Genomic DNA, 16631 nt, shown 5'->3' with positions numbered 1-16631 from the left:
CGCGTGCGGTCGTCGCAATTTGGTCAGGAGCCGAACGGGCCGTACTTGGTCGTGCTGAAATCGCTACCGAAACCAACTGTGTATGCGGCGGTTTCCTGTTTCGTGCTCGCCGTGAAGACCATAGGTGTGGTCCAGGGCTTACGCTGGCTGATGGCGAAATCGTCCGACTGCGTGACGTCGCACGTCGGCAAGTCCGCGGACATTCCAGCCGTTGAGTTGTTTGCCTTCATGATCTCAGCCGCTCCCCCGGGCCCCTGCGCCCCACTACAGGGCTTTAGGGATGGCAGAACCGTTCTGCTTTCGCAACATGTTGGTTGGGGTCGCTATGCGCCGAAATTGCGACGGTCGCTCACCGGTCGAGTGCCGCATTGGCCTTTCTCAAACATTTTGTTACTTATTAGAGCAAGTTAGTGCTCACGCAGATCGTATGCCGCGTCGATTGTAAAATATTGCGGTTGTACACGACTGCGAAACGATCCATCCAAGTCGTTCACCAACCGGGGGCGGGTGGTTAACGGCAACGCCCTCGACAGAATTGGGGGGATGCCGTGACGCAACCATATCTCGGTCAGATCGTCATGACCGGTTTTGAATTTGCGCCGCGCTCGCATGCGCTGTGCAATGGGCAGCTATTGTCGATCGCGCAGAACACTGCACTGTTCGCCCTGCTCGGCACGACCTATGGCGGTAACGGGCAGACAACCTTCGGGCTGCCCGATCTTCGCGGTCGCACGCCGATCCATCGCGGGCAGGGGCCGGGGCTGGCGAATGTCCCGTTGGGCCAGGTTGCCGGTCAGGAAAAAGTATCCCTGCTCGTCACTCAGATTCCCGCGCACGAGCATGATATGGTCGGTACGTCGAACCCCGCCGACAGGCGGCCCGCCGGCGGCAATACGCAAGCGCCGGATTCGCGCGCCGATGTGCAATTCTATTCGCCCGCGACCAACTTGGTCCAGCTCTCTCCGTCTGCGCTCGGTGCGGTCGGGGCCAATGCCGGGCATGAGAATATGCAACCGTTCAGCGTCATCAATTTCGCCATTGCGCTAGAAGGTATCTTCCCCTCGCGTAACTGATGCGAACCCATTCGCCCAAGTGGCGCGGAGAATGACATGAGTGATTATTTTCTTGGTGAGATCCGGATTTTCGCAGGGAGTTTCGCGCCGCGCGGGTGGCATTTTTGCGATGGATCGCTGCAGTCGATCGCGAGCAACAGTGCGCTCTACGCGTTGCTCGGCACGGCTTATGGCGGCGACGGCGTAAATACGTTCGCGCTGCCTGATCTGCGCGGCCGGGTGCCGGTGCATCAGGGGACGGGGCCGGGCCTGACCGCGCGCGTTATGGGGCAAAAGGCGGGACAGGAAACCGTCGCGCTGACGGCGGCGGAACTTCCCGCTCATACCCATGCCGCATTTGCATCGACCACGCCGGCAACCCTCGCTGGGCCGGCCAATGCCGTGGCGGGCACCGTCAATCCGACGGCGACGAGTTATTCCTTCTATGTCAACACGGTCGGGACCAGCGCGGTTACGCTGACACCGCTCGCCGCCACTAGCGTCACGTCCGCCGGGAACGGTCAGCCACACGACAATCTTATGCCGACGGTGACCCTGTCATATATTATTGCCTTGGACGGCATATTCCCCTCGCGCAACTAATTCCGGAGTCTGGATCATGTCCACGCCATTTATCGCCGAAGTGCGCATATTCCCCTATACTTTCGCGCCGCGTGGCTGGGCCGCATGCGATGGACAAATCCTGCCGATTTCGCAGAATACCGCGTTGTTCTCGCTCATCGGGACTTATTACGGCGGCAACGGGACTTCGACCTTTGCGCTGCCCGATTTGCGCGGACGCGCTACCAACGGCGAGGGGCAGTCGTCCGGCACGTCCTCTTATGTCATCGGCGAACAAGTCGGTACGCCCATGGTGACGATCGGGTCCAACGAGATGCCAGCGCACCGTCATCCGCTGAACGCTGGTACGCTGTCACCCATCAATCAGGCGCAGAATGTGCCGACGCCTGGCGGGACCACCGTGATGGGCATTTCCAACCCCGGCAACGCCTATTCCAGCGCAGTGTCGCCACCCGTTGCGATGGCGACGGAAGCCATTCAAGGGGTCGTGGGCGGCAACCAGCCGCATAACAATTATCAGCCCTATCTCGCATTAATGTTTTGCATCGCGACACAAGGTATTTTTCCGACACGCAACTAAGTTCGGTGCAAGGCGGGGCTCGTTTCGAGCCTGACCGGGCGCCGCGCTCCCGGCGGAACCGTGATCCTTTGCCGCGGATAGCGTGTGACCGATCAGATACCCCGGTTTCGACATGCGCATGGCGCCGTCGGTTGTTTGTACCGGATGCGAAATACCTGTTGAGTCCTGACGCAAAACGATCCATCCAAATGTCTCAACACTTGGGGGCGAGTGGCTGGTGGCTTCTTTTCCCCGAAACGAAGCATGAGGGGCTGGCATGGGCACTCCGTACCTGGGCGAAATTAAGCTTTGCTCGTTCAATTTCGCGCCGAGATCCTTTGCGCAATGCAATGGGCAATTGCTCCCGATCAACCAGAATCAAGGGCTTTTCTCGTTGCTTGGCACCACCTATGGCGGTGATGGCCGGGTGAATTTCGCGCTGCCCGATCTGCGGAGTCGGACGCCGATCGGCTTTGACAATACCTATCCGCTGGGCGCGCGGGCGGGCGAGGAGGCCCATACGCTGAACATCTCCGAAATGCCGGCGCATGTTCATCAATTGAACGGCACGTCCGCCGTCGGCGACAAGCGACCGGCCAACAATGCCACGCTGGCCGCCGATTCGCGTAACGATGTACAATTTTACTCACCGCCGACCAACTTGGTTTCGCTGGCGCCGGCGTCGGTCGGCAATCGAGGGGGAAGCCAGGCGCACAATAATCTGCAGCCCTTTCTCACCATCATGTTCGTCATCGCACTGCAGGGTATCTTCCCCTCGCGCAACTGATCCACCGTTCGGCCTATCGGCACGGAGAATTTTATGTCGCAACCTTTTGTTGGTGAAATTCGCATGTTCGGAGGTAACTTTGCCCCCGCTGGCTGGGCGCATTGCGATGGCAGCTTGCAGCCGATCTCTGAGAATGAGACGCTGTTCCAGCTTATCGGAACGACGTATGGTGGCGATGGGCAAGAAACCTTTGCGCTGCCCGACCTGCGTGGCCGATTGCCAATCCATCAGGGAGCCGGATCGGGTCTGTCGAACTATGTCATAGGTGAGTCCGCCGGTACCGAAAGCGTCACGCTGACTCTTAACCAGATACCAGCGCACAGTCACACTCTGGCTGCGTCGACCACTCCCGCGACATTGCCGTCGCCAACAAATGCCGTGCCAGGCACGGTCAATCCAACCGCCAGCTCCTATTCGATGTATGTCGTGCCGGGAACCAGCACTCTGGTTCAGGCTCCGATGGCCGCGACGAGCATATCGCCGCAGGGCGGCAGCCAGCCGCATGAGAACCGAATGCCGGCGCTGGCGGTGACCTATATCATCTCGCTGTTCGGCGTCTTCCCTTCACAGAATTGATCAGGAGTTTCGGACGATGTCTTCTCCTTTCGTTGCCGAGATCCGTATCTTCGGCTTTAATTTCGCGCCTACCGGGTGGGCGCTTTGTGCAGGCCAGATCTTGGGGATTTCCCAGAACACGGCGCTCTTCTCACTGCTGGGCACGACTTATGGTGGCGACGGCCGGTCGACATTCGCGCTACCCAATTTTCAGAACAATGCCGGCATGTCGCGAGGCCAGGGCCCCGGCCTGAGCGATTATGCCCTTGGAGAGGTGAGCGGCGTGTCGAGCGTCACCTTGTTGACCAGCGAGATGCCCGCACATGACCATGTGCTCGCCGCAGCAACCCTCAGCCCGATCAATCAGGCTCAGAACGTGCCGACCCCGACCGGCGCCGCCCAACTGGGCGTTTCCAACCCCGGTAACGCGTATTCGACCGTCGCAGCGCCAGCAGTTGCATTGAACCCGCAGGCTCTCCAGGCACGGGGCGGGTCGGTGCCGCACAATAATATGCAACCCTATCTCGCGTTGAATTTTTGCATCGCGTTGCAAGGCGTTTTCCCCGCGCGCAACTAGGCGGCCCGATGATCACGCCTGCGGGTTTTCCGTTTCACCTGCCGGGGGCGCTCGCCGCGCAGGGCTTTTCGCTGCGCCCCGAAGCCGACGCGGATGTGCCGTTCGCGATGCGGCTTTATGCTTCGACGCGTGAGGAGGAACTCGCACAGGTCTCCGGCTGGAGCGAGGGGCAGAAATCCCTGTTTCTGGCGCAGCAATTCACCGCCCAGCGGCACCATTACAAGACACAGCTGGCATGCGATTTTCATGTCATCGAGCATCATGGAGAGCCGGTCGGCCGACTCTATCTCGAGCGCCGCGAGACCATCGTATCAATCGTCGACATCGCGCTGATGCCCGAGGCGCGGGGCAAGGGGGCGGGGCGCCTCATCATCGAGGCATTGATCGAGGCGGCGGCGCAAACCGGGCGCGGCGTCGGCATTTTCGTTGAAAAATTCAATCCCGCGCTTCACCTCTATCAGCGGCTCGGCTTCACCATGGTCCGTGAGCTTGAGGTCTATCTCGAAATGGAAAGAGTCAGCACTCCGGCTTCGGCTAGCTGAAGCACGCTTCGTACGTCACGCCGCTCTCGTCCTTGGCTACCGGCACCAGGAAAATGTGCTGGTCACCCATCGCCGCGTGCTGCAGCAAATAGCTGAACTGCGGCCGGACGACTGCGTCGGCCGCTTTGAACTGCAACGAGAAAGGTTCGCGCGGAGCATCCGTTCGCTTGAGCGAGCTCTGGCCCACGACCTCGGTCAGCACGAGTTCGGTTGTGGTGCCTTCTGGGTCAACCAGCGTGAAGCTCGTGCCTAGCTGCGCCGTGAAATCATCGCATGCCAGAATAACATCGACCATATCCCTATGCCTTCCCTTGTTTGTCGATCGATGCGTGGCCGATCAAATGCCGACAATCAAGCGGCACTCGTGCTCATCGACAGACCCGGCTCAAAATTTCCAGCCCAGGATGTCGCCGCGCAAGATCAGGCGAAGATATCCGACAGGGCTTCGGTCGCGGGGCCGTCCTTCCAGTCGCGCAACTCGACATAGACCGACGTCTGGATCGTGGTCGAAATTGCCGTCGAGATCGTTGAAATGACGGAGGAGATGATCAGGTACCAGATCGGCAAGCCCTGCTGGAGACCAGCGAAACCTTGCAATCCGTAGATCGAAAAGATGATCGCGCTGAGCAGCGCCAAGAATGCCCACATGACAAGCAGCAAGATCAGATTAATGCCGAACACCGGCCAGCGTGCGCCGCTGGTGAGATATCTGCTTCGGCCGAATGCACCGAAGATGCCGCTGCGTTCCTCGACCAGCGCGGGTGCCGCGACCGACCACATGATGTACAGAATGATACCGGGCACGATCAGCAGGGTAAGCCCGAACAGGACGGCTAGGCCGAGCAGCAGCCCGAGAATGAAAAGCGGCACGATGACTCGAAGACCGGCCAGCGCGGATTCCGCGAAGCTGGCTTCGCGACCTTCGCTGTGCGCGACGGTCGCCCGCACCAGTGCACCCTGGACGATCATCGCGAACGCGATCCCGAGTACTAGCTGAACGACAGGCGTGGCGATCAATACCACGGTCGAGGTGGTTCCTGTTTCAGCAGCCGCCGTGAGAGTTTGGCTGAAATAAGCCATGGCTACGGCTGGCAGAGCACCGAACAGGAACGCGATGCCAAATACTGTTACCGGATTGCTGCCCATCGTCGAAAATGCGCGGCTGAACACGCGGCCGGCTGAAACGCCGCGGTCGGTTGCGCCGCCGATATTGGTCGCCATGATATTTCCCCCGTAATTTTCGCCGTTTGCGTCGGTCCCCTCGCACGGCTTTTGCCAGATTGTCTGTACGCCTTTGCGATGTCCAGTGCCTATTCCGATTGCACGGCGGCCCATATCCGCTAATCTGCACCTTGGTGCGTGGGGCTGCCGGGGAATGATGTGAGCGCGGGGAATACGCATCAGGCGGCTGCCGATGGTTTTGCGGCTGCCCATGCGGCGCTGAAGGCCGATGCGTCGACCCAATTCACCCTCGGGCCTGCACCGCAGCGACCGCCGCCGCCGCAATGGCTGGAGGATTTTTTCAATTGGCTCGGCCATGCGCTGGGCCCCGTTGGGCGGTTCCTTCAGTGGATCAGCAGCTTCATGCCCGACGCGCCCTATGCGCGTATCTTCCTGTGGTCGGTGATCGCGCTTGCTGTGGCGACGCTGCTCTGGATGGCCTGGCAGCGCATTCGTTATGGCGAGTGGCGGCTGCCGCGACGGCGTGCCGCGGCACGGGCGACGGTCGGCTCGGTCGAGGATGAATGGGAACCCGACGCAGCGCCGGTTCGCTCCTGGCTGCGCGAGGCCGACGCGATGGCCGAACAGGGCCGCTTCGCCGAAGCGGTGCACCATTTGCTGTTCCGCTCGGTCGAAGACATCACCCGCCGCCGCCCGCGTCTCGTCCGGCCCGCGCTGACCAGCCGCGAACTGGCCGCCGCAGAGGCGATCCCACCCTCGGCGCGCGACTTGTTCGCCGGCATTGCGCGGCTGGTCGAGAAGAGCCTGTTCGGTGGCCGACCGGTCGTCGCCGAGGATTGGCAGTCGGCGCGTGCCGCCTATGCCGATTTCGCCTTGCCCGGCACGTGGCGCGCATGAGCGATATCGCGATCGGCAAGGGCGACGGCGAAGAGACGTTCCGCACGCGGACGGTGGTGCTGATTCTCGCTGTCGGAATCCTTGGGTTCGTTGCGACGCTGGTGCTCGGCGCTTTCGCCCCCGACCTGCGTTCGGGGCGCAATGGCGGCGCGCATGCGCTGTCGACTTCGGCAACCGGCTATAGCGGTATTGTGCGCCTTGCCAGGGCGACCGGCCGCAATCCCCAAGTGACGCGCGACGAACATCTGCTCAACACGCGAAACCTCGTCGTCCTGACCCCCGAGAAAGGCGCGACCGACATGTCGGGTGTCCTGGCGCAACGCGGTAAGCGGCCGACGCTCGTCGTCCTGCCGAAATGGGACACCAAGGTCGATCCGCTGCACAGCGGCTGGGCCCACTATACCGGATTGAAGTCGACCGTCGAAGCCGACGGCGTGCTCGCACCGGCGGACAAACTTCATACAGTGCGCCACCCAAGCGGTGGCCGCCCGCTACGCATCTCGACCGACCTGCCGCAGAGTATCCGCTTGTTCGCGCCGCGCCCGCTGCAGACCATTTCCGGACGGGGCATCGTCCCGTTGATCACCGACCAGGACGGGCGCATCGTGCTTGCCCGACTGCCCGGCCGCGATCTTTTCGTGCTGTCCGATCCGGACCTGCTGTCGAACATCGGCATGGCCAATGCCACTCAAGCGAAGTCGGCGCTCGAACTGCTCGACTCGCTGAATTATGCCGACGGGGGATCGATCCTGTTCGATGTTACGCTGAACGGTTTCGGCCATTCGCGCAGCCCACTCAAGCTGCTGTTCGAACCGCCCTTCCTGGCGATGACGCTCGCTGTCGCTGTCGCCGTGTTGCTGGCGGCTTTGCAGGGCGTTGCGCGCTTCGGATCACCGCGGTCGCGCGAGCGCGCGATCGCCTTTGGCAAGGCGGCGTTGATCGACAATGCCGCGATGCTGGTGCGCAAGGCGGGACGCCAGGCGATGCTCGGCCCGCGCTATGTCGACACGATTCGCGAGCGCGCAGTCACCGTATTCGGCGTATCGCCACAGCTGCGCGACGGCGCGCTCGATGCCTATCTGGACGGATTGGGGAGGCGTGAACGCTTTACCGAGCTTGCCGAAAACGCACGAAGCGCGCGTGATCGGCGGTCGGTCTTCGCGGCGGCGCAGGCGCTGCATCTATGGTTATGGGAGAAGAACAGGTGACGGTAGAAGAAGTGCGCAACCTCGCCGCGGCGATCCGTGCCGAGATCGGCAAGGCGGTGGTCGGGCAGGAAGAGACCGTCGAGTTGATGCTCGTTGCCCTGTTCTCGGGCGGTCACATTCTGCTCGAAGGGCTGCCGGGCACCGCCAAGACCCTGCTCGCGCGCAGCTTCGCGGCGGTTGTCGGGCTTGAATTCGGACGCATCCAGTTCACGCCGGATCTGATGCCGGGTGATATTATCGGCGCCAATCTGTTTAACTTCCAGACCTCGAGCTTTACGCTGACGCGGGGGCCGATCTTCACCGATCTGCTGCTTGCCGACGAGATCAACCGCGCGCCGCCAAAGACCCAGGCAGCGTTGCTTGAGGCGATGCAGGAGCGCACCGTGACGATCGACGGCGACAGCCTGGAACTTGGTGCGCGCTTCATGGTTGTCGCAACGCAGAACCCGATCGAGCAGCAGGGCGTCTACCCGCTGCCCGAGGCGCAGCTCGACCGGTTCCTGTTCAAGCAGACCGTCCATTATCCGTCCGCGAGCGAAGAACGCCGCATCATCGCCACGCATGGCGCGCGTCAGTCGGCGATGTCGCCGGCGGATTGGGGCGTCGAGCGCAAGGCCGATGCGGCAACGATCACTGCCGCAGTCGAGACCGTTGCCGCGGTGCGTCTGGTCGACGAGGTGATCGACTATATCACCACGCTGATCCGCAGCACGCGCGATGTCGCCGACCTGGAAAGCGGTGCGAGCCCGCGCGCCGGCGCGATGCTGGCCGGTGCGGCGCGCGCGCGTGCGGCGATCGACGGCCGCGATTTTGTTATCCCAGACGACGTCAAGCATCTCGCGCCGGCGCTGTTGCGCCACCGCCTGATCCTTTCGCCCGCGGCGGAGATCGACGGGCGCGCGATCGAGGACGTGGTGACCGGAATCATCGAGACGATCGAGGCGCCGCGTTGATTTATCCGACGCGAGCGGCGGTGCTCGCGGCGGTGGCGGGGGCGCCCGTCGCGCTGATGGTCGCCGTGTTCATCCCTTCGATCTGGTATGCCGGTCTGGCATGGCCGCTGGCGGTGTTGCTGTTGACCGCGGTCGACGCCTTTGTCGGCGCGCGCAAGGGTGAGGCGCGGATCGACAAGGTGCCGAGCGTCTGCGTCGGTGCGACTTTCGATGCCAAGGTCAGCGTGGTCCTGACCGGGAACCATGCACCCGGATCGGCCGAGGTGGCGATTGCCGCCAATGCGCTGTTCACCACCGAGGATGATGGGCGGCTCGTCGTGCCGCTGGCTGCCGGCCGCGGGGCGACGTTCCTGCCGCTCACCGCGGTGCGGCGCGGGCACGTGCGGATCGACCGGTTGTGGTTGCGCTGGCGCGGCCCGCTTGGCCTTGCCTGGAAGCAGCGTTCGATTGCGATCGATATCGATTTTCCGATCCTGCCCGATATTCGCCCGGTCGAGCAGCGCGGCGCGCAGATTTTTCAGCGCCACGCGCTGCAGGGGCTGATCGCACAGATCGATCGCGGCGACGGCGCCGACTTCGAATCCCTGGTCGAATTCCGCGCCGGTATGGACCGGCGCGCGATCGACTGGAAACAATCGGCGCGCCATCAAAAGCTCCACGCCAAGGAGTTTCGCACCGAACGCAACAACCAGATCGTCTTTGCGGTCGATGCCGGGCGTCAGATGTCGGAGCCGGTCGCCGGCCTGCCGCGCGTCGACCGCGCGGTATCGGCGATGTTGCTGACCGCCTGGGTCGCGCTCAAGCTTGGCGACCGTGTCGCGCTTCACGCGTTCGATTCGCGCCCACGCATCGCCAGCGGATTGATTTCCGGCGCCGCCTCCTTCGCCGAACTGCAGCGACTCGCCGCCGGCATCGACTATAGTAGCGAAGAGACGAACTATACCTTCGCGCTGACCACGCTCGGCTCGCGCCTGACGCGGCGATCGATGATCGTGCTGTTCACCGAATTCACCGACCTGACCACTGCCGAATTCCTGGTCCGCGCCGCCGCTCGGCTGGTCAAGACGCATTTGCTGCTGGTCGTCGTGCTGCGCGATGAGGAGGTCGAGACGATCGCCGACCGCGAGCCGCGCGATGTCGATGACGTGACGCGCGCGATCACCGCCGCCGCCCTGCTCAAGGATCGCCGCGTCGTACTCACCCAGCTCCACCATCTCGGCGTGCATGTGATCGAGAGCGAGTATGAAAGGGTCGGGGAGCGGCTGGTCGCCGGTTATGTCGATCTCAAACGGAGGAACCTGTTGTGAGTACCCGCAGCTCCGCCGTGCTCGATGCCCAGCCCGTGCTGGTCAACGCTAACCGTTTCCGCAAGGCGCACGCGGCGAATTGGGAACGGCTGGAGGCGCTGGTCAAAAGATGTGAGAAGCGATCGGTCCGGGCTTTGTCCGACGATGATTTGATTGCCTTTCCGCTGCTCTATCGTTCGGCGCTGTCGTCACTGTCGATCGCGCGCGAAACTTCGCTCGATCGCGCGCTGGTGACCTATCTCGAACAACTGAGCACGCGCGCCTATTTTCAGATTTACGGCGTGCCGACTTCGGCGCTGCGTCAGCTCGGCCGCTTCTTCGCGCATAGCTGGCCCGCTTCGGTGCGAGCGATCTGGCGTGAAACGCTCGTCGCTTTGCTCCTTACGATCGCCGGCGCGGTCGTCGGTTATCTGCTGGTCGCCAATGATCCAGGCTGGTTCTTCGGCCTGATGCCCGGCGAAATGGCGCAGGGGCGCGATCCGACCGCGTCCGCGGAATCGCTCCGCGCGACATTGTACGACAGCAAACAGGATGGGCTGGCGACCTTCGCCACCTTCCTCTTCACGCACAACGCTCAGATCGCGATCTTTGCCTTCGCGCTCGGCTTCGCTTTCGCCGTGCCGACCGCGCTGCTCATCCTCTATAACGGGCTGATGATGGGCGCGATCATGGCGGTGTTCTCGGCCAAGGGGCTTGGGTTCGAATTCGCCGGCTGGCTGATGATCCATGGCACGACGGAGATATTCGCGATCATTCTGTCGGGTGCTGCGGGAATCCGTATCGGCACCGCGATCGCCTTTCCCGGGCGCGACTCGCGCAGCGATGCCGCGATGCGTGCCGGGCGTGCCGGCGCGACCGCGATGGCCGGGGCGGTGGTGATGCTTGCCATTGCCGGCCTGCTCGAAGGGATCGGGCGGCAGACGGTCAATGTCGATGGTACGCGCTATGCGATCGGCCTTGCCATGCTCGCGGGCTGGATCGTTTATTTCTATCTGCCGCGGAAGAAAGTCTGATGCGCTGGCCGTTCCGACGCAAGGATCGCGGTCCGAAATCGATGCGCCGCAGCTTCGTCACGCCCGAAGGCGTGGATCTGCAGCTTGAGCTGGGCGGGGCGGGCGTGCGCGCAGCCGCCTTCATGATCGATGCGGTCGCGATCCTCGTCGTGCTGATCGTGCTCACGATCATCATCACATTGCTGTTCGTGGCTAGCGAATCCACGGCGCTGGCCATTTTGTGGCTGATCGGCTTCTTCATCCTGCGCAACGGCTGGTTCGTGCTGTTCGAGATGGGCGGACGCGGCGCGACGCCTGGCAAGCGTTTGCTCGGCCTGCGCGTCGTGGCGCGGGACGGCGCCCGACTGACCGGCGGGGCAGTGCTCGCGCGCAACGCGATGCGCGAGATCGAGGTGTTCCTGCCTCTATCCTTCCTGGCCGCGCAGACCGCGCAGGGTATGGCGGACTCGTTCCTGGTCATCTTTGCCCTGTCGTGGAGCGGGATCTTCCTGTTCTTCCCGCTGTTCAACCGCGACCGCTTGCGTGTCGGCGATCTCGTCGCCGGAACCTGGGTGGTGCGCACGGTCAGTGGTGAGCTCGGTGCCGACATCGTCGGCGCCACCGAGCGCCCTCGCTGGACCTTCACCGATGCCGAACTGAGTCTTTACGGCGAGTTCGAGTTGCAGACGCTCGAAAATGTGCTCCGCGGTGGCCGCGACGACGCGATCGCGACGGTCGCGGCAACGATCCGCGCCAAGGCGGGCATGGAGGATTCACGTTATCACCGCGCCGGCGACGATTTCCATTTCCTTTCGGACTATTACGCGGCGCTGTGCGCCCGGCTCGAACGCGGCATGATGGTCGGCCGCCGCCGCGCCGACAAATTCGCCAGTTCTCGCGATGGGCGAACGGTCGGCCCCATATCGGGCGCCAGCGCCGAAGGAGCGATCACGCGGCCGCGTCGGGTTTTCAGTGATGTGGAACTGAGCCTGTACGGCGAATTCGAACTGCGCAAGCTGCAGGATGTGCTGCGCGCGGGCAATGCCGAAGCGATCGCTACGGTCGCCGCGATGATCCGCGCCAGGGCCGGGGTCACGGAGCCGGCAGTCAAGTCCGCGGGCGACGATTTTCATTTCCTGTCCGATTATCAGGCTGCGCTGAGCGCGCGTATCGAACGTGGAACGGCCATCGGCAGCCGCCACATGTGACTTTTGCTTGCCCGTATATGGGCAAGCTGTCGGGAAACTGCCGGGCCTTATCGCACGCTGCCGACTTGCGACGCGACATTGCGCGCCAGCTTGACACTCAACGCTCGCAGCTATAGTACCAAATGGTTCCGGAACCATTTGGTTGGGCACAATGAGCTCGTCACTTCACGCTACGACCCCAAGCCATGTTTGGCACCTCCTTTGGCAAATCGAGGAGTTGCAAAGATATTGGGGCGACACGGGGGACGCGAGATCATGGAACTGAATAGCTCCAGAACCACAGGTGCTGCGTGATAGACACTTTAAGCTCGACATTTTCCGCTCTGGCCGACCCGACGCGTCGCGCGATCCTGGCTCGGCTGGCGATCGGCGAAGCTTCTGTTGCTGAACTCGCCACACCGTTCGGGATCAGCGTCCGCGCGGTTTCCAAGCATGTCGGCGTCCTCGAAAATGCCGGTCTCGTGACCCGGTCCCGCGATGCGCAGCGCCGCCCCAGCCAGCTGCGGATTCAGCCTCTGAAAGATGTGGATGGCTGGCTAAGCGACTACCGGAAACTGTGGAACGACCGATTTGACGGCATCGAAAACGTCATAGAACAGATTGCGGAAGGGAAGCTTCGTGACCCACGATCATGACGACGGCGGCGTTCCGGGGCCAATGATCTCGCTGACGCGAATCTTCAACGCGCCTCGCGATCTGGTTTATCGCCTGTGGACTGATCCTGGCTATGTTTCCCTGTGGTGGGGAATTGCCGGCGCGACCAATCCGGTCTGCGAAATGGATGTCAGGCCGGGCGGCAAATGGCGTATCCACATGCGGACCGCGAGCGGGACGATTTATCCGAACGAATTCGTATTTCTCGATGTGATCGAGAATGAGCGTCTGGTCTATAGCGATACGCAGAATGCGGATTCTCCCGCTTTGTCACCTTCACGACCTCTCGGAGTTATGGTTCACACCGTGACGTTCGAAGACGACGGTGCCCGCACGCGTGTCGTGCTGCAAACGTGCTTCGCTTCGCCCGAAGACCGTGAACGTCTGGTTGCGGCAGGGTTTCGGAATGGGATCGGCGAGAGCCTTGACCGGTTCCAGTTGCTTCTCGAAGATATTGAACGCGGCGACATAAACAGTCCTGATCTGGCTGTCGCCGGATGAAAAAGCCTGCTGCCGACCGCTGGCTGCCGCTCACCGCAGACGGAGAGATCATATGGTTGAAATATGACTTCGGCCCCGGCACGTGCAATGCGGTCGGCGTGAAACTGCGTGACGGAAGCTGGGCAGTTATCAGTCCGCCCCGTAACCCCTCCGAGGAGGTATTCGGCTTTTTCATGACGCGGGGCGGCGTGAGTGCGCTGATCGCGCCGAATGCCTTTCACAATATGGGCCAGGCCGAATGGCGCGCCCGATTCACCACGGCGTCGAGTTACGCGCCTGCAGGCGCAATGACTCGGCTCGCGAAGAAAACACCCGGCATATCCTATCTTCCGCTGGAGGAGCTGACTGCACGCTTCGCACCGGCCCGTTGGTTGTTGCCCGACGGGATGAAGGCGCCCGATATATTGTTTCACATGCCCGCGAACGGTGCGGACATCTGGTGGTTGGGCGATCAGTTTTCGAACATGGCACCCGATGATCAGATCCTGCCGCTCCGTTTGCTCGCGACGCTTTTTTTCGGAAGCGGCCTGGGGTTTCGCGCCAACGCAAAGCCGGAACTGGTCTATGTGGCCGACCGGACCGCCTGGCTCGATTCGATCGCTGCGTCATTGGCCGAAGCGCCGCCCACGATCGTCGTTCCAGCACATGGCGATCCCGTCATCATCGACGCTGCGGCGCGGACAATCGCTGCCGCCAACGCGATCGACCCTCGTCGGCCAAAAGCCGGCGACTGATGCGCGGATGGCCGAACTTTCGCGGGCCGCGATCATGGTTGCCGAGAAATACCAAGCCCCACCGTGTTGCCCTGCAGGGTTGAGGAGTATCTGGCGCGCCCGGCAGGAGTCGAACCTGCGGCCTCAAGATTAGAAGTCTCGTGCTCTATCCAACTGAGCTACGGGCGCGCAACGGGATGCGGTTAGCGCGGATTGCGCGCGGGTGAAACCAGCTTCATAACTTCCCTCATGAGCGATAGGAGAAATCTCGGGCCACGGCCCGTTTCGGCGCGCGAGATTGCCGGGGGGCAATTGCGCTATTTCGATTTCGTGATGGCCGCGTTCGTCGCGATTATCCTGCTGTCGAACGTGCTCGGCGCGGGGAAAGTCGCGGTGTTCAACCTACCCTGGATCGGTGCCTGGCCATTCGGTGCAGGCATTCTGTTCTTCCCGATCTCCTATGTCATCGGCGACGTGCTGACGGAGGTCTATGGTTATGCGCGTGCGCGCCGCGTGATCTGGGCCGGGTCGACCGCGGTGCTGTTCATGGCATTGATGTCCTGGGTCGTCGTTGCCCTGCCGCCGGCGCCAAGCTGGGGCAACCAGGCGGCGTATGAAACGGTGTTCGGTCAGGTGCCGCGTATCGTCTTCGCTTCGCTCTGCGCCTTCTGGGTCGGCGAGTTCGTCAATTCCTATGTGCTGGCCAAAATGAAAATATGGACCGGCGGCAAGCATCTGTGGATGCGCACGATCGGTTCGACCGTGGCCGGACAGGGGATCGACAGCCTGATCTTCTATCCGCTCGCTTTTCTGTATGTCGAGGGGTGGACGACCAGCCTCGTGCTGACCGTCCTCGTGACGCAATGGGTATTGAAAGTCGGCTGGGAAGTGATCCTGACGCCAGTGACCTATGCGGTGGTCGGCTTCCTCAAGCGCCGCGAGGGGATCGACGTGTTCGACGAAGGGACCGAGTTCACCCCGTTCAAGGCGCGTGTCTGACCGGTGAGCCTGCTGCAAACCACCAAATTATGGCTCGTGAACCATCTGCACCTCGCCAAGGATGCGCTGCATATCTACGTTGCGCTCGGTCTGTTCTTCGGGTCGGCGTTGCTCTTCGGCTGGCGCTTGCGCAGCTGGAAACCGTGGCTGGTGGTGGCCGTGGCGGCGGTACTCGGTGAAATCTGGGATATCCGCGATCGTTATACCGACGGCATCGCGCAGAATTTCGGCGCCAATTTCCATGACCTTTGGAACACGATGTTCTGGCCAAGCGTGATCCTCATCCTGGCCCGCCGGACAAGGTTGTTCCAAGGGTTTGGGCGAACCAGATAGGTTCTGGGGTCAGGTGTCGTAATCTGTCATTATGCGGGAGATTTGATCGCGCGAAAGGTCACGAAAATTAGTGCTTTAGCTTTCTAATACACGCGCTAAGATCGATCGGCCCCGGGGGAGAATCCACGTGCTCGAATTGAATGCCGTAACCCATGTCTATCCGAACGGAACGCGTGCGCTGGATGATGTGACGCTGAGTATTCCCAAGGGCATGTTCGGCTTGCTCGGCCCCAACGGCGCGGGTAAGTCGACCCTGATGCGCGCGGTCGCGACGCTGCAGACGCCGACAACGGGCAGCATCCGCTTCGGTGAGATCGACATCATCGCCCAGCCCGAGAAATTGCGCGAACGGCTCGGTTATCTGCCGCAGGATTTCGGCGTCTATCCGCGCGTGTCGGCGTACGACATGCTCGACCATATGGCGGTGCTGAAGGGCGTCGCCTCGGCGCGCGAGCGCAAGGAAACGGTCGAGACCCTGCTCGAACAAGTCAATCTCTGGTCGGTCCGCAAAAAGGCCATTGCCGGTTTCTCAGGCGGCATGCGCCAACGCTTCGGCATCGCCCAGGCGCTGATCGGCAATCCCGAACTGATCATCGTCGACGAACCGACCGCCGGCCTCGATCCGGAGGAGCGCAACCGTTTCCTCAATCTGCTCGCCGAGATCGGCGAGAATGTCGTGGTGATCCTGTCGACCCATATCGTCGAGGATGTCGCCGATCTTTGCCCCCGCATGGCGGTGCTCGCTGCCGGCAAGATCCAGCTCGAAGGCGCGCCGCTCGAATTGATCCAGCAATCACGCGGAAATGTGTGGGCGCACACGATCGACCGTGACCGGCTGGATGAATATCGCACGCGCTTCGAGGTCATCTCGACCCGTCTGTTTGCCGGCCGCACGATCGTCCATGTCCTGTCGCCGTCCGACCCTGGTGACGGGTTCGAGCTGGTCGATGGCGGGCTGGAGGATGTGTATTTCTCGACGCTCGCACGCACCCGCCGCGCGCCCGTCGCTACAGCCGCCTGAGCGCCCGCG

22 protein-coding genes and 1 tRNA gene are annotated in these 16631 nt (G+C 62.2%); 19 read left to right on the top strand and 4 right to left on the bottom strand.

The window, feature by feature from the left end; genetic code table 11:
* Positions 1-23 precede the first annotated feature (23 nt).
* Positions 24-230, bottom strand: coding sequence for a hypothetical protein (locus tag ACVWZA_RS09850; RefSeq protein ID WP_457311021.1), 207 nt, complete (start codon positions 228-230; stop codon positions 24-26).
* 318 nt (positions 231-548) lie between these two features.
* On the opposite strand from ACVWZA_RS09850, the gene ACVWZA_RS09845 reads away from it, so the two are divergent.
* The 7 genes from ACVWZA_RS09845 (at position 549) to ACVWZA_RS09815 (ending at position 4654) form a co-directional block, all read left to right on the top strand.
* Positions 549-1073, top strand: a complete 525-nt coding sequence (locus tag ACVWZA_RS09845; RefSeq protein WP_457311020.1) for a phage tail protein — start codon at positions 549-551, stop codon at positions 1071-1073.
* 36 nt (positions 1074-1109) lie between these two features.
* Positions 1110-1655, top strand: a complete 546-nt coding sequence (locus ACVWZA_RS09840; protein WP_457311019.1) for a phage tail protein — start codon at positions 1110-1112, stop codon at positions 1653-1655.
* A gap of 16 nt (positions 1656-1671) precedes the next feature.
* The gene (locus tag ACVWZA_RS09835; protein ID WP_457311018.1) at positions 1672-2214 is read left to right on the top strand and encodes a phage tail protein; all 543 of its coding nucleotides are present in this window, start codon (positions 1672-1674) and stop codon (positions 2212-2214) included.
* 256 nt (positions 2215-2470) lie between these two features.
* Positions 2471-2980 (top strand): phage tail protein, encoded by a 510-nt coding sequence (locus ACVWZA_RS09830; RefSeq protein WP_457311017.1) that lies wholly within the window; start codon positions 2471-2473, stop codon positions 2978-2980.
* Positions 2981-3013: 33 nt separating this feature from the next.
* On the top strand, positions 3014-3556 hold the full coding sequence (locus ACVWZA_RS09825; RefSeq protein ID WP_457311016.1) for a phage tail protein: 543 nt from the start codon (positions 3014-3016) through the stop codon (positions 3554-3556).
* Positions 3557-3572: 16 nt separating this feature from the next.
* The gene (locus ACVWZA_RS09820) at positions 3573-4112 is read left to right on the top strand and encodes a phage tail protein (RefSeq protein ID WP_457311015.1); all 540 of its coding nucleotides are present in this window, start codon (positions 3573-3575) and stop codon (positions 4110-4112) included.
* A gap of 8 nt (positions 4113-4120) precedes the next feature.
* Positions 4121-4654, top strand: coding sequence for a GNAT family N-acetyltransferase (locus ACVWZA_RS09815; RefSeq protein ID WP_457311014.1), 534 nt, complete (start codon positions 4121-4123; stop codon positions 4652-4654).
* On the opposite strand, the gene ACVWZA_RS09810 is transcribed toward ACVWZA_RS09815, so the two are convergent.
* Entirely contained in the window at positions 4647-4949 is a 303-nt protein-coding gene (locus ACVWZA_RS09810; protein WP_457311013.1) for a DUF6916 family protein, read from the bottom strand. The genes ACVWZA_RS09815 and ACVWZA_RS09810 overlap by 8 nt on opposite strands.
* A 125-nt stretch (positions 4950-5074) precedes the next feature.
* Positions 5075-5875, bottom strand: a complete 801-nt coding sequence (locus ACVWZA_RS09805; RefSeq protein ID WP_457311012.1) for a hypothetical protein — start codon at positions 5873-5875, stop codon at positions 5075-5077.
* A gap of 159 nt (positions 5876-6034) precedes the next feature.
* Between ACVWZA_RS09805 and ACVWZA_RS09800 the strand changes: the two genes are divergently transcribed.
* From ACVWZA_RS09800 to ACVWZA_RS09760, 9 genes are all read left to right on the top strand, one after another.
* The gene (locus tag ACVWZA_RS09800) at positions 6035-6733 is read left to right on the top strand and encodes a DUF4129 domain-containing protein (protein ID WP_457311011.1); all 699 of its coding nucleotides are present in this window, start codon (positions 6035-6037) and stop codon (positions 6731-6733) included.
* Positions 6730-7941, top strand: a complete 1212-nt coding sequence (locus tag ACVWZA_RS09795; protein ID WP_457311010.1) for a DUF4350 domain-containing protein — start codon at positions 6730-6732, stop codon at positions 7939-7941. Before ACVWZA_RS09800 ends, ACVWZA_RS09795 begins: the two co-directional genes overlap by 4 nt.
* Positions 7938-8894 (top strand): AAA family ATPase, encoded by a 957-nt coding sequence (locus tag ACVWZA_RS09790; protein ID WP_457311009.1) that lies wholly within the window; start codon positions 7938-7940, stop codon positions 8892-8894. The genes ACVWZA_RS09795 and ACVWZA_RS09790 overlap by 4 nt, the downstream gene beginning before the upstream one ends.
* Positions 8891-10201 (top strand): DUF58 domain-containing protein, encoded by a 1311-nt coding sequence (locus ACVWZA_RS09785; protein ID WP_457311008.1) that lies wholly within the window; start codon positions 8891-8893, stop codon positions 10199-10201. Before ACVWZA_RS09790 ends, ACVWZA_RS09785 begins: the two co-directional genes overlap by 4 nt.
* Entirely contained in the window at positions 10198-11214 is a 1017-nt protein-coding gene (locus tag ACVWZA_RS09780) for a stage II sporulation protein M (protein ID WP_457311007.1), read from the top strand. Before ACVWZA_RS09785 ends, ACVWZA_RS09780 begins: the two co-directional genes overlap by 4 nt.
* Positions 11214-12401: an RDD family protein gene (locus tag ACVWZA_RS09775; protein ID WP_457311006.1), complete on the top strand. Its 1188-nt coding sequence runs from the start codon at positions 11214-11216 to the stop codon at positions 12399-12401. Before ACVWZA_RS09780 ends, ACVWZA_RS09775 begins: the two co-directional genes overlap by 1 nt.
* A gap of 290 nt (positions 12402-12691) precedes the next feature.
* Complete coding sequence (locus ACVWZA_RS09770; protein ID WP_457311005.1) at positions 12692-13036, top strand: ArsR/SmtB family transcription factor; 345 nt, start codon at positions 12692-12694, stop codon at positions 13034-13036.
* Entirely contained in the window at positions 13020-13556 is a 537-nt protein-coding gene (locus ACVWZA_RS09765; RefSeq protein WP_457311004.1) for an SRPBCC domain-containing protein, read from the top strand. The genes ACVWZA_RS09770 and ACVWZA_RS09765 overlap by 17 nt, the downstream gene beginning before the upstream one ends.
* On the top strand, positions 13553-14290 hold the full coding sequence (locus ACVWZA_RS09760) for a hypothetical protein (protein WP_457311003.1): 738 nt from the start codon (positions 13553-13555) through the stop codon (positions 14288-14290). The genes ACVWZA_RS09765 and ACVWZA_RS09760 overlap by 4 nt, the downstream gene beginning before the upstream one ends.
* A gap of 91 nt (positions 14291-14381) precedes the next feature.
* On the opposite strand, the gene ACVWZA_RS09755 is transcribed toward ACVWZA_RS09760, so the two are convergent.
* A tRNA-Arg gene (locus tag ACVWZA_RS09755) sits at positions 14382-14458 on the bottom strand.
* A 60-nt stretch (positions 14459-14518) separates the two neighbouring features.
* On the opposite strand from ACVWZA_RS09755, the gene ACVWZA_RS09750 reads away from it, so the two are divergent.
* The 3 genes from ACVWZA_RS09750 (at position 14519) to ACVWZA_RS09740 (ending at position 16622) form a co-directional block, all read left to right on the top strand.
* Positions 14519-15268, top strand: coding sequence for a queuosine precursor transporter (locus ACVWZA_RS09750; protein ID WP_457311002.1), 750 nt, complete (start codon positions 14519-14521; stop codon positions 15266-15268).
* Between the two features lie 3 nt (positions 15269-15271).
* Complete coding sequence (locus ACVWZA_RS09745) at positions 15272-15601, top strand: hypothetical protein (RefSeq protein ID WP_457311001.1); 330 nt, start codon at positions 15272-15274, stop codon at positions 15599-15601.
* A gap of 127 nt (positions 15602-15728) precedes the next feature.
* The gene (locus ACVWZA_RS09740) at positions 15729-16622 is read left to right on the top strand and encodes an ABC transporter ATP-binding protein (RefSeq protein WP_457311000.1); all 894 of its coding nucleotides are present in this window, start codon (positions 15729-15731) and stop codon (positions 16620-16622) included.
* The last annotated feature ends 9 nt before the right edge of the window (positions 16623-16631 follow it).

It is taken from the genome of Sphingomonas sp. UYAg733 (genome assembly GCF_054057355.1).
Note: the sequence above shows the minus strand (reverse complement) of the source record. Positions and strands in the feature narration are given on the sequence as shown.